This window comes from Corynebacterium sp. HMSC074E01 (assembly GCF_001808885.1).
Classification (GTDB): domain Bacteria; phylum Actinomycetota; class Actinomycetes; order Mycobacteriales; family Mycobacteriaceae; genus Corynebacterium.
Genome location: NZ_KV794825.1, coordinates 67,558 through 79,252, shown reverse-complemented (window position 1 = coordinate 79,252; position 11,695 = coordinate 67,558). Strand labels below are relative to the sequence as shown.

Genomic DNA, 11,695 nt, shown 5'->3' with positions numbered 1-11,695 from the left:
CTCGGCAGGAAGCTCTCAGGGCCGCACGTCGAGAGCCAGAGCAGAGCGATACAACAAGAACGGGACTCGGCAGCTCGTGCGTTATGATATGAGGCAATATGAGCACTGATTTCGATGCCGCCTTCGCCGACCTGCCAGCCGAGGGCGAAGCTAACGCCGCCGACTATTCGCAATACACCGACACGCCCGAGGGTTTCCGCTCCGGTTTCGTGTCCTTCGTCGGCCGCCCCAATACCGGCAAGTCCACCCTGACCAACGCGCTGGTGGGGCAAAAGATCGCCATCACCGCCGACCAGCCGGAAACCACCCGCCACCCCATCCGCGGTCTGGTCCACCGTGAGGATGCGCAAATCGTCCTCGTCGATACACCCGGCCTGCATCGCCCGCGCACCTTGCTCGGCGAGCGCCTCAATGAAGTTGTCAAAGACACGTACGCGGACGTTGATGTCATCGGCCTGACCATCCCCGCGGATGAGAAAATCGGCCCCGGCGATCGTTGGATCCTGGAGAACGTCCGCAAGGTCGCCCCGAAGACTCCCATCATCGGCATCGTCACCAAGCTGGACAAGGCCTCCAAGGACCAAGTTGGCGCCCAGCTGCTCGCCCTGCATGAGCTGCTCGCCGAAGAGAACCCCGATGCCGTGGTCATCCCAGTTTCCGCCACCGAGCGCGTGCAGCTGGATGAGCTGACCCAGGTCATCGTGGACCACCTGCCCGAAGGCCCCAAGTTCTACCCCGATGACCATGTCACCGACGAAGACCAGTCCAAGCGCATCGCCGAGCTGATCCGCGAAGCCGCGCTGTCCGGCCTGAAGTACGAGCTTCCGCACTCAGTCGCAGTCGAGGTCGACGAGATTCTGCCCAGCCAGGAGCGCCCCGACGTCCTCAACGTCCACGCCATCCTCTACCTGGAGCGCCCCGGCCAAAAGCGCATCATCGAGGGTAAGGACGGCCGCCGCTTCCGCCGCATCGTGGGCACCGCCCGCAAGGAAATCATCCAGCTGCTGGGCCACAACGTCTACCTCGATCTGCGTATTAAGGTGCTCAAGAACTGGCAGTCGGACCCGAAGGCGCTGGGCCGCCTGGGCTTCTAGAAGCGGGGGAGCTTCTACATGCGGGAGAATTTCCGCGACCGCGCCCTCGTCATCCGCTCCTATGATTTCGGCGAGGCGGATCGCATCATCGTGCTCTTGACCCGCCACCACGGCCTCGTGCGCGGGGTGGCCAAGGGCGTTCGCCGCGCCAAATCGCGCTTCGGCTCGCGCCTGCAGCTCTTCGTCAACCTCGACGTGCAGCTCTACCCAGGCCGCAACCTCTACACCATTTCCCAGGCCGATACCGTGGATTACTTCGGCGCGCGCATCATCGAGGACTACGAGCGCTACACCGCCGCGTGTGCTGCGCTCGAATCCGCCGAGCGCCTCGCCGCTGCCGATGCCCCCGGCGATCCCTACCTTTATGAGGCCTGCGTCGATGTCCTCGACAAGCTTCAGCACGGCGATCCGCTCATGCTTCTCGACGCCTTCCTCCTCAAAGCCATGTCCCACGCCGGCTGGGCACCCAGCCTTTTCGATTGCGCCCAGTGCCAAAGGCCCGGCCCCCATCACGCCTTCCACCCGGCCGTGGGCGGAGCCGCCTGCCACCAATGCCGCCCGCCAGGGGCCGCCGAGGTAGACCCGGAAACCCTGCACCACATGTGGCTTATTGCCCACGACCACCCCAGCCAGCCGACCAATGCCCAAGCCCAAGAGGCCCACCGCCTCACCCGCGCGCACCTGCAATGGCATCTTGAGCGAAGCGTTGGCGCGCTGGGGATCATGGAACAGTAGACTGTAACCCGTGATTACGCCTGACCCGAACCGAGTCCTTCATCCGCCCGCTATCCCGCAGGAGTTCCTGCCGCGCCACATCGCGCTGGTCATGGACGGCAACGGCCGTTGGGCAGAGGAGCGTGGCATGAAGCGCACCGAAGGTCACCGTCGGGGAGAGGCAGTGCTTCTCGACGTCGTCGATGCCTGCCTTTCCCTCGGTGTTCCCTACCTTTCCGCCTATGCCTTCTCCACCGAGAATTGGCGCCGCAGCGCGGAGGAAGTCCGCTTCCTCATGGGCTTTAACCGCGACGTGCTGCGCCGCCAGCGCCACTGGCTCAACGAAAGGGGAGTGCGCGTGGTGTGGGCCGGCCGTCGCCCGCGCCTGTGGCGCTCTGTGATCAAGGAGCTTGAGGCCGCCGAGGAGCTCACCAAGGACAACACCAAGATGACCTTGGTGATGTGCGTGAATTACGGTGGGCGCGCCGAGCTTGTCGACGGCATCCGGGAACTCGCCGAGCAAGTCTCCCGTGGCGAGCTCGACCCGCGCTCTATCAGTGAGAAGACGGTGAGCTCGGTGATGTATGACCCCGATATGCCGGACGTGGATTTGTTCCTGCGCCCTTCCGGCGAGAAGCGCACCTCGAATTTCCTGCTGTGGCAGTCGGCCTATGCAGAGATGATTTACCAAGACAAGCTCTTCCCGGATTTCACACCGGAAGACCTGTTCGCTGCGGTAGAAGAGTACGCGCGGCGTGACCGCCGCTTCGGCGGCGTCAAGTAGCCCGCATCCGCGTAACGCCCGAAACTAATGTTTCGGGCCTTAGTTTTGGGCGCGACACTCGGCGCAGATGCCGAAGATTTCGGCATCGTGGCCGGTGAGCTCGAAGTCATGCTCCTTGGATACGGAGGAGGCCCACTCCTCGATGGGGCCGCCGTCGATCTCCTCGGTGCGGCCGCACTTGGTGCACACCAAGTGGTGGTGGTGCGCATCGCTTTCGCAGTGACGGTAGAGGGTTTCGCCGGAGGGCATGTGGAGCGCGTCGACAGCTTCAATCTCCGAAAGTGATTGGAGCGTGCGGTAGACGGTGGTGAGGCCGACTTTCTGGTTACCGTCGAGAAGCGCCTGGTGAATGTCCTTGGCAGAGACGAACTTATCGAGGCTGCGCAGGACCTCAACGACGGCGGTGCGCTGGCGTGTATTGCGAGCGCCGAGTTTGGGAATACTGTCGTGGATGGCCATGTGGCTTAGTTTATCAACACACTTCCATTAAGAGGTGGCCAGTGAGGCGTCGCGAAGCAAAGGCAGCACCTTCGGCGCCACTAGGGAGTAGCGGACTTCGCGGCCGGTGCGCTCGCTGTCGACGATGTTCGCGCGCTTCAAAACCCGCAGGTGTTGGCTAATAAGTGGCTGCGACTTGCCGGTCGCGGACACGAGTTCGTGGACGTAGTGATCGCGCTCGGCCAGGCGCTGAATGATGTCGATGCGCAACGGTGAATCCAAAGCGCTGATGACGGTGGCCGCCGCCGCGAGATTAAAGGAGAGAGTGTCAGTCTGGGTGTTGGTCACGCCGTTCACCTTCAGTCATTTCTATCGGTGGAGAGTTAAAAAGAGAGCTATCGGTACTATAGCTGAAGAATGCGGAAATGTGTATAAAATGCACCACACTTCCGGGGTCACGGCACGCGGCGGTGAGGGGCACGCTAGACTAGGCCGCACTGTATAAAGACTGTCCCCTACCAGAGGAGTCCCATTAGCTATGGCATCCGTCATTGATACCGTCGTCAGCCTGTGTAAGCGCCGCGGCTTGGTCTACCAGGCAGGTGAAATTTATGGCGGTTCCCGCTCTGCGTGGGACTATGGCCCGCTTGGCGTCGAGCTGAAGGAAAACATCAAGCGCCAGTGGTGGCGCCACATGGTGCAGTCCCGCGATGACGTCGTGGGTGTCGATACTTCTGTGATCCAGCCGCGCCAGGTGTGGGTATCCTCCGGCCACGTTGAGGTCTTCACTGACCCGCTGGTGGAGTCCAAGCACACCGGTAAGCGCTACCGCGCCGACCACCTGATTGAGGCCTACGAGGAAAAGCACGGCCACGAACCGGCAAATGGCCTGGCTGACATCAACGATCCGGAGACCGGCCAGCCGGGTGACTGGACCGAGCCGAAGGCCTTCTCTGGTCTGCTCAAGACCTTCCTGGGCCCGGTCGATGATGAGCAGGGTCTGCACTACTTGCGCCCGGAGACCGCGCAGGGCATCTTCGTGAACTTCAAGAACGTGATGACCTCGGCGCGTATGAAGCCGCCGTTCGGCATTGCGAACATTGGTAAGTCCTTCCGCAACGAGATCACCCCGGGTAACTTCATCTTCCGCACCCGCGAGTTTGAGCAGATGGAGATGGAGTTCTTTGTCAAGCCGGGCGAGGATGAAGAGTGGCACCAGTACTGGATCGATGACCGCTTCAATTGGTACATCGACCTCGGTATCAAGAAGGAGAACCTGCGCCTCTACGAGCACCCGCAGGAGAAGCTGTCCCACTACTCCAAGCGCACCGTGGACGTGGAGTACGCCTACAACTTCAAGGGCTCCAAGTGGGGCGAGCTGGAAGGCGTGGCCAACCGTACGGACTACGACCTTTCCGTTCACAGCAAGGGCTCGGGCGAGGATCTGTCCTACTTTGACCAGGAGGCCGGCGAGCGCTGGACCCCGTACGTCATCGAGCCGGCTGCTGGCCTGGGCCGTGCCATGATGGCCTTCCTTATCGACGCCTACGACGAAGAGGAAGCCCCGAACGCCAAGGGCGGCACCGATAAGCGCGTTGTGCTGCGCCTGGACCGCCGTTTGGCTCCGGTCAAGGTGGCCGTGCTGCCGCTGTCCAAGAAGGAAGAGCTGTCCACCCCGGCCCGCGAGCTGGCGAACAAGCTGCGCGCCAACTGGAACGTGGAGTTCGATGTGTCTGGTGCCATCGGCCGCCGCTACCGCCGTCAGGATGAGATTGGTACTCCCTTCTGCGTGACCTATGACTTCGACACCCTCGAGGACAACGCGGTCACCGTGCGTGAGCGTGACTCCATGGAGCAGGAGCGCGTCAAGCTCGATGAGCTTGAGGCTTACCTGGCCGCCCGACTGATCGGCTGCTAATGCACTACACCAGCTGGGACCGCAGTGACCGCCAGAATCCGGTCCTCCTCGTGGGGGAGGGGCCGGCGTCGTTGGGCATGTTCCAGGAACGCTCGGCGGATGTGGAAGGCGAGCACTGGCGCTTGGGCCTCGATGACCTTGGCGCGTCGGTGACCTTGGAAGATGACCGTGTCTACCGCCTGGCGGGCAACCCCAAGCGCGATAAGCGCTTGGAGGCCTCGCTGGACGGGCGCACCTTTGCCTTCATCAACGAGGCGGGTGGCGACTGGATTGTTGAGGACCACGAGGGGCTGAAAATCGCCCAGTTTTCCTCGAAGAACTCTGGTGTGCGTAAGGCCATTCTCGAATTTGAGGGCGAGGACAGCGATGATTCCGATGATCTCAGTCATTCGGAAATTGCTGCGCTGAGCTGGTTTACCCGCGTCATTTTGGAGGCGCGGACACAGAAGACCGCGGTCCCGATTATCGCGACGCTGCTGCTCATGACCATCGTCGCCATAATCGCGGTGCTTCTCTGATGCAACGCTGGGTGTGGCGCGACGGGGCGTTGGCGGATGGCGCGGGCGAGGTCATCGCCCGCGTGAACCCGACAGGCCTGCAGCTTTCTGCTACGGGCACCACCATCGCCTTCGAACACATCCCGGGCGCGCGCAGCTTTACCGTGCGTGGGCCCGAATTTTCGGCGGAGCAGACCAGCTTCACGGTGAAGAAGCTGCGCGCGCTCTGCCAGGGCCGCGAGTACCTGCTCGAGCGCACGAACCCCTTCCGCCGGCAGCGCCGCATCCTCGCTCTCTCAGATGCCACGTCGGCCGAGGTTGCCCGCACCGCCCCGCGGGGCCGCGACCTCGAGGTCGCAGTGGGCGAGCTTCCCCTCACGGACGCCGTCTTCACCAGCTACTGTTGCCTGCTTCTCGACGGCCCCACCCGCCCCCTTCGCACCTAACCCACCTTCCGCGATATAGCCAGAACTGGCGTGGAAACTTGGGTGATTTCATTGAAAGGGGAGCTCTTCTAGCATCCTTGCTCGGCTTGGTATGCCGGTAGAGGGTTCTAGTTAGATGGTTGCAGTCATAAGGTTTGTTTGCCCCCAAACGAACCATCTAGCTCGGTGCAGAAGGTTTACTTGCCCCCAAGTAAACCGTTTGACTGCAGCCTTTTGAGAGAAGCCTTTTGCCGAGAACCATGTGCATGACTGGTTCACGCCTACCGTGTGTTTGCACCACCCCGTATCCGAGGAGCTGATTGGCCGGCTACCGAGCCGGGGTCCAGTCGCCCGATGTGTGCACAGGAAATGTGGCAGACGGTATCTCACAAATGGCATCCGGCAGAAGGCATCTGACAAATGGTGTCTTTGGGGCTGAAAACGCCATGTTGAGGGCGCAAAAGGCGTTTTTAGCTGTGAAAACGCCTTCTGGAAGATGCCTTTTGCAAGGTGCCTTTTGCGAAATGCGGCGCTTGCCTTTCGTGAGATGCCATGCGGGACCGCCCCGGTTATGAGATGCCGGGTGTGGGCCGCGGGCTTCGAGGCCTAGGTGAGGGGAAGGGGAGAAGTAGGAAGGCGGCTGGGGGAGACGCCGGCGGAAAAGGGGAGAAGGCGAGGAATCGGAGCAGGGGAGAGGGCGGCTAGAAGGAGCCGCCGCGGAAGCCGCCTCCACCGCCGCCGCCCGAGAAACCTCCGCCGAAGCCGCCACCGTGGCCGCGGGAGCTGCCGCCGCCGAGAATCTGGCCGATAACCATGCCGGTCAAAATGTTGCCCGCGGCATCGGTGGCCTGGCGGCGCTGCTCCTGGCGGCGGTAAGCCTCCAGGTCTTCCTTCGCGCGGTTAAGCGAGGTCTGCGCGGCAGAAGCTGCATCGCGGGAGTAGTTGAGGGCCGCGCGCAAGTCCTTCGAGGCGGAGTTCTGGGCTTGGGCGAAAAGGCGGGTGGCATCGGCAAGCGCGACGCGCGCATCGGGGCCCACCACGCGACCACGCGAGGACAGCAAGTCCTCCGCTGCCTGGATGGCGGACTCAGCCGCAGCAATCTGCTGGCGATAGAGCGCGATTTGGCGCTCGCGGGTGGCGTTGGTCTCACGCACGGTATCGAGCTGCTCATCCAGCTTGCTATCCAGAGCCGTCAGTGCGGTGTACTGGCCCAGCGGGTCTGCTTTTCCGTGCTGACGAGCCGCACTGAGCGCCTCCCGCGCCTGGCCAAGCAGTGACTCCAGCGCGGACCAATCAGCCGGGGAGCCCTGGGCCTTGCCGCGCTGCTCGAGGTGCTGTGCTTCCGCGATTTCCTCCTCGACCTCATCGATGAGTGCCGGCAGGTTATCGCGTGCCGCCGTGATCGAATTCTCCGCATTCTCCACTGCGTTGAGCAGGCGGTCGGAGACCTCCAGCGTGTGCTCGGCATCGCGGATATAACCCACCAAGGGGCCCTGCTGCCCGGCCGGTTGGGACTGCAAATCGCGGCCGCGCGACAGCAGCTTCTCTGCCTCGGTAAGCGAGACCTCCGCCATCTCCGGGTTATCGGCAATCGAGGACAACACCTCCTCGGAATAGGAGCCCCGGAGAGTGGACAACGTCGTGCGCGCCTGCGGCAGGCGCCCGCGCAGATCGACGGTGCGCTGGGTTAGCTCATCCAGCTTGGAGCTGGCGTTGATGAGCAAGTCACGCATCTTGGCAAAGTCCGCCGCCTGCTCATCCAGCGCATCATCGGCCTGCCCGCAGGAGGAGATGATCTCCACCAGCATCTGGCGGCGCTCAGCCGTCGATTCCGGCAGGTTGTCCTGCAGCTTCTGCTGCAGCTGGAACGCCTTCTGCAGGGTGAGCGTGGAGTGGTTCATCGCGCGCGTAAACGGGCGGGTGCGCTCGGGACCGAACTCGGCCACCGCGATGTCGAGCTCCTCCTTGCCTCGACGGATCGACTCATCCGTGGAGACCAGCTCCTCCTGCGCCAGCTTCTCCAAAGTGTCCATGTCCAGGCGGTCGAGCTGCGCGGTATTCCCCGGCTCAATCTGGCGCGCGGACTCCAAGGTGGCCGCAGCATCCTTCTTGGTCTTGCGGCGGCTCGCCACCGCGGCGCCACCGCCGGCCAAAACTAGGGCACCCGCGCCGCCAGCCAGCCACAAACCACCAGAACCGTCGGAATCAGAAGAGCTGGATGAACTAGAAGAAGAACCGGAAGCGGCAGCGTCGACAAGCGCGAGTGCAGAAGCGCCGAACTGGCGGCCGTCGGCAAGCTTGGCGTAGGCCGCCTCATACATCACATCTAGGCGCCCACGCGGCCAGTCTTTACCCGTCTGCACGCCCACGGTGGAATCATCCACACCCACCACATAGGCCGCAGAATTAGGGCCCTTAGACTTCACAATGCTGTCCGCATAGCTTTCCGCGCCCTCCGGCAGCGAGGACGCAAAGACCACGAAAATCACCACGTGGTTCTCCTGCTGCAGCGCGGCAATCTTGTCCTCCAACTCGGCCTTCTCCGAGTCCGAGAGCACCCCCGCCTCATCCGTCACCTTATCCGTGAGCGAGGCCGCCTCCGGTGCGGCAACAACAAAGTCCGCAGCCAGGGCAGGGCTAGCAGTGGCCAACCCCAACACGAGAGCAGCGAGGGCGGCGCGACCAAAACGAGCAGCAGTAGTCATGCGCACCACGATACCTTCCCACTCAGCGCTAGAGTGGTCAGGCAGTGAAGTACGTTATTGTCCTCGGCGCCGCACAGTACGACGGGCGCCCCTCCCGCATCCTTCGCGGCCGCGTGCGCTTCGCCGCCGAGTACGCCGCAGCGCACGACCTGCCCATCATCACCGTCGGTGGGAAGCTGCCCGGCGATAGGTTCACCGAAGCCGGGGTGGCACGGGCCTTGCTTGACGACGAACCCCTCAACGTCACCGCCCTCGAAGAAGGCCTCGACACCCGCAGCGAGCTGGCCGCCGCGCGCGAGAAGCTCGGCGTGAGTGAGGCCGTCATCATCACCGACCCGCTCCACCGCCTGCGCACCTTCCTCATCGCCCGCCAAGAGGGGATTGCAGCCACGGTGCTGGGCACGCCCTATTATCCTTCCCCGCGTTTCTCCATCCCGTGGTGGCGCTACCTGGCCCACGAGACCGGCGGCCTGGCCTACCTGGGCCTGCGCACCCTGCTAGGGGAGAATCGCACCGAAGGCGTGCGCGCGGCCTTCTACCGCATCGAGCGCATTATCCGCCCCAACCAGGCCCTGCGCCACCGCGTCATTGGCGCGAGGCAGACCCAGGAAGACCAGGACTCCGCCTAGACTTAAAACCCGTGAGCTATTCCTATCGCGCAGAAGACCTCGCCCGCCTGGCTTCCGAGTCCCCCAAAGGCTCGGCCCTGCTCAAATCCGAGGAACACCGCGGCGCCTTCTCCCGGGACCGCGCCCGCGTCCTGCACTCTGCGGCCCTGCGCCGCCTGGCGGATAAGACCCAAGTGGTGGGCCCGCGCGATGGTGATACCCCGCGCACCCGGTTGACGCACTCTCTGGAAGTCAGCCAGATTGCCCGCAGCATCGGCGCTGGCTTGGGCCTGGACCCGGACTTGTGCGATATGGCGGGGCTCACCCATGACATCGGCCACCCGCCCTACGGCCACAACGGCGAGAACGCCCTCAACGAGGTGGCCCTCGGCGGCTTCGAGGGCAACGCCCAGACCCTGCGCATCCTGACCAAGCTGGAGCCCAAGGTGGTTTTGGATACCCCGGCGGGCCCGCGCAGCTATGGCCTCAACCTCACCCGCGCCTCGCTCGATGCCGCCTGCAAGTACCCCTGGACCAAGACCAACCCGGATGGCACCACCAACCGCAAATACGGCGCCTATGACGAAGACATCGACGTCTTGGAATGGCTGCGCCAGGGCCACGCCGATCAGCGCAAGTCCATGGAGGCGCAGGTCATGGACTGGTCGGATGATATCGCCTATTCTGTCCACGACGTCGAAGACGGCATCATCTCCCGCCGCATCTCTTTGAGCGTGCTGTGGGACCTGGTGGAGCTGGCCAACCTCGCGGACAAGGGCGCCAAGGCCTTCGGCGGTACTGCCGACGAGCTTCTCGAGGCCGCCGACCGCCTGCGCCAGCTGGATGTCATCAACGCCATCGGCAACTTTGATTACTCCCTGCGCTCTTATGCCAACTTGAAGAAGATGACCTCCGAGCTCGTCGGCCGCTATGTGGGTGCTACCGTTTCCGCCACGCTCGCGGCTAACGCCGGCCCGCTTGGCCGCATGCACGGCGACCTCGCCGTCCCTCCTGGCGCGGTGGCGGAGGTAACGCTGCTCAAGACCATCGCCGTTCTTTACGTCATGGATGAGCCCGCCCACCTGGCCCGCCAGGACCGCCAGCGCGAGCGCATCTACCGCGTCTACGACTACCTCGTGGCCGGTGCGCCGGGCTCGCTGGATGCCACCTTTGCCCTGTGGTGGAAGCAAGCCGATACCGACCTGGAGCGCGACCGCGCCATCATCGACCAGATCGCCTCCATGACGGAATCCCGCCTGGAGCGCCTGGCGCAGCGCAGCGCCGACCTGTTTGGTTTCCTTAGCTAGGTCCTTAGCTAGGTAGGAGCTAGACCGCAGCTAAACAGCAGTCAGGCAACGCTAAACCCAGCAGACAACCACGCCCTGCCAGCGTAGGGGGTGTCCGCACTGCTTACTAGTATGCGAGGCATGACCCCTAAGTATTCCCAAAAGAACCCCTTTCCCCGCCGTGACATCGAGACTTGTTGGATCTGCCAAGAGCGTCCGGCCGACTCGCAGGAGCATGCGTTCAAAGCCAGTCGAATCCGTGAGCTGATGGTTGATGGGGAGCCGCTTCATGTGCCCGTGGACGGGGTTGTCTATCAGGTACGCGGACCTAAGTCCAAGACTGTCAAGTTTGGCAAGACTATTTGTCAGAAGTGCAACAACGAGCTGACGAAGCCATTTGATGATGCTTATGACCACTTCATCGCATTTCAGTATGAGCACTTTGACTACTTCCGTGAACGTGAGGAGTACCAATGGTCAGAGATTTTTGATGGAAGCGACTTCACGCAACGCGACCTTGAGCGCTACTACCTCAAGAATGTGGGGTGCCGGATAGTTGACGCAGGGGCGCATGTGCCAGAAGAAATTCGGTCATATTTGTTCAACGAATGGCAACTGCCTTCGCATAGCTTGCTTTTCTACCGTAACTATGAAGTAGACGAAGCCTTTAGAATCCTCAGCACAATAGGCGGCGGGGAACAGGCTGATTTCATGAATACGTACGCCAGAGCGAGCGCTGTTGGACTGGACGGGAATGCATACGTGCAGGGTCAACCGTTGGGGTATTTTGCCGCCGTGATTCAGGACGGCCCTGTTGGTGTCGTGTTCCAATGGGCAAATCCGAGTCTTGAACAAATCCCTCCACTCACCTTTGGCATTCAACCGAACTTCTTCATGCGGGATCGGGAAATGTTTCAAGGGCCAATCCGTGAACTACTCAATACCTGGGACGACTACACGCGAGGTGCATTTCTTTACCGCGACCTTGAAAAAGTTCGGGCGGAGTTGGAGGGACTAACCGCGCAATTAAAAGATCCAGCTCTCCAGCCTGTTGAAAAGTTCTCTGCTATGTACATGGCGCAGACCAAGCAGAAAAGGGTCAATGCATTGCTCGCGGAGCTTCAGGAGATCTATCCCGGAGTTCTACGTCTAACGGGGCCTGGTCAGTAGCTTGACTACAGCCATTCTGGCCTACCTCCCTCACGTGGATCTTGAGGTGATGGAGA

General features: G+C 62.4%; 12 protein-coding genes. 9 read left to right on the top strand and 3 right to left on the bottom strand.

Annotated features, from left to right (window positions below; translation table 11 throughout):
- Positions 1-98: 98 nt before the first annotated feature.
- The 3 genes from era to HMPREF2537_RS03240 are packed head-to-tail and all read left to right on the top strand — an operon-like array spanning position 99 to position 2,592.
- Positions 99-1,094 (top strand): GTPase Era, encoded by a 996-nt coding sequence (gene era, locus HMPREF2537_RS03250; protein WP_070525529.1) that lies wholly within the window; start codon positions 99-101, stop codon positions 1,092-1,094.
- An 18-nt stretch (positions 1,095-1,112) separates the two neighbouring features.
- The gene (recO, locus tag HMPREF2537_RS03245) at positions 1,113-1,829 is read left to right on the top strand and encodes a DNA repair protein RecO (protein WP_070525526.1); all 717 of its coding nucleotides are present in this window, start codon (positions 1,113-1,115) and stop codon (positions 1,827-1,829) included.
- A 10-nt stretch (positions 1,830-1,839) separates the two neighbouring features.
- Entirely contained in the window at positions 1,840-2,592 is a 753-nt protein-coding gene (locus HMPREF2537_RS03240; protein WP_070525524.1) for an isoprenyl transferase, read from the top strand.
- Positions 2,593-2,631: 39 nt separating this feature from the next.
- On the opposite strand, the gene HMPREF2537_RS03235 is transcribed toward HMPREF2537_RS03240, so the two are convergent.
- Positions 2,632-3,051 (bottom strand): Fur family transcriptional regulator, encoded by a 420-nt coding sequence (locus HMPREF2537_RS03235; RefSeq protein WP_070525522.1) that lies wholly within the window; start codon positions 3,049-3,051, stop codon positions 2,632-2,634.
- Positions 3,052-3,078: 27 nt separating this feature from the next.
- A complete protein-coding gene (locus HMPREF2537_RS03230; RefSeq protein ID WP_070525519.1) occupies positions 3,079-3,378 on the bottom strand; it encodes an ArsR/SmtB family transcription factor in 300 nt (99 codons plus the stop codon).
- A gap of 190 nt (positions 3,379-3,568) precedes the next feature.
- Here HMPREF2537_RS03230 and HMPREF2537_RS03225 point away from each other — a divergent pair, with 190 nt between their 5' ends.
- The 3 genes from HMPREF2537_RS03225 to HMPREF2537_RS03215 are packed head-to-tail and all read left to right on the top strand — an operon-like array spanning position 3,569 to position 5,891.
- A complete protein-coding gene (locus tag HMPREF2537_RS03225) occupies positions 3,569-4,948 on the top strand; it encodes a glycine--tRNA ligase (protein WP_070525517.1) in 1,380 nt (459 codons plus the stop codon).
- On the top strand, positions 4,948-5,466 hold the full coding sequence (locus tag HMPREF2537_RS03220; RefSeq protein ID WP_010190755.1) for a hypothetical protein: 519 nt from the start codon (positions 4,948-4,950) through the stop codon (positions 5,464-5,466). The genes HMPREF2537_RS03225 and HMPREF2537_RS03220 overlap by 1 nt, the downstream gene beginning before the upstream one ends.
- Positions 5,466-5,891: a hypothetical protein gene (locus tag HMPREF2537_RS03215; protein WP_070525515.1), complete on the top strand. Its 426-nt coding sequence runs from the start codon at positions 5,466-5,468 to the stop codon at positions 5,889-5,891. Before HMPREF2537_RS03220 ends, HMPREF2537_RS03215 begins: the two co-directional genes overlap by 1 nt.
- Positions 5,892-6,571: 680 nt before the next feature.
- Here the strand turns inward: HMPREF2537_RS03215 and HMPREF2537_RS03210 are convergent.
- Positions 6,572-8,575 carry a TPM domain-containing protein gene (locus tag HMPREF2537_RS03210; protein ID WP_070525513.1) on the bottom strand — a complete coding sequence of 668 codons (2,004 nt, stop codon included), beginning with the start codon at positions 8,573-8,575 and terminating at the stop codon, positions 6,572-6,574.
- 44 nt (positions 8,576-8,619) lie between these two features.
- Between HMPREF2537_RS03210 and HMPREF2537_RS03205 the strand changes: the two genes are divergently transcribed.
- The 3 genes from HMPREF2537_RS03205 to HMPREF2537_RS03195 all read left to right on the top strand — a co-directional run bounded on the left by HMPREF2537_RS03205 (position 8,620) and on the right by HMPREF2537_RS03195 (position 11,639).
- Positions 8,620-9,204, top strand: coding sequence for a YdcF family protein (locus tag HMPREF2537_RS03205; RefSeq protein WP_070525512.1), 585 nt, complete (start codon positions 8,620-8,622; stop codon positions 9,202-9,204).
- Between the two features lie 11 nt (positions 9,205-9,215).
- Positions 9,216-10,490, top strand: a complete 1,275-nt coding sequence (locus tag HMPREF2537_RS03200) for a deoxyguanosinetriphosphate triphosphohydrolase (protein WP_070525510.1) — start codon at positions 9,216-9,218, stop codon at positions 10,488-10,490.
- Between the two features lie 120 nt (positions 10,491-10,610).
- Positions 10,611-11,639 carry an RING-type zinc-finger-domain-containing protein gene (locus HMPREF2537_RS03195; RefSeq protein ID WP_070525508.1) on the top strand — a complete coding sequence of 343 codons (1,029 nt, stop codon included), beginning with the start codon at positions 10,611-10,613 and terminating at the stop codon, positions 11,637-11,639.
- Positions 11,640-11,695 lie beyond the last annotated feature (56 nt).

Coding starts and splice junctions, on each gene's coding strand:
- HMPREF2537_RS03225 (WP_070525517.1), top strand. CDS start 3,569: ATGGCATCCGTCATTGATACCGTCGTCAGCCTGTGTAAGCGCCGCGGC.
- HMPREF2537_RS03220 (WP_010190755.1), top strand. CDS start 4,948: ATGCACTACACCAGCTGGGACCGCAGTGACCGCCAGAATCCGGTCCTC.
- HMPREF2537_RS03235 (WP_070525522.1), bottom strand. CDS start 3,051: ATGGCCATCCACGACAGTATTCCCAAACTCGGCGCTCGCAATACACGC.
- era (WP_070525529.1), top strand. CDS start 99: ATGAGCACTGATTTCGATGCCGCCTTCGCCGACCTGCCAGCCGAGGGC.
- HMPREF2537_RS03210 (WP_070525513.1), bottom strand. CDS start 8,575: ATGACTACTGCTGCTCGTTTTGGTCGCGCCGCCCTCGCTGCTCTCGTG.
- HMPREF2537_RS03215 (WP_070525515.1), top strand. CDS start 5,466: ATGCAACGCTGGGTGTGGCGCGACGGGGCGTTGGCGGATGGCGCGGGC.
- recO (WP_070525526.1), top strand. CDS start 1,113: ATGCGGGAGAATTTCCGCGACCGCGCCCTCGTCATCCGCTCCTATGAT.
- HMPREF2537_RS03195 (WP_070525508.1), top strand. CDS start 10,611: ATGACCCCTAAGTATTCCCAAAAGAACCCCTTTCCCCGCCGTGACATC.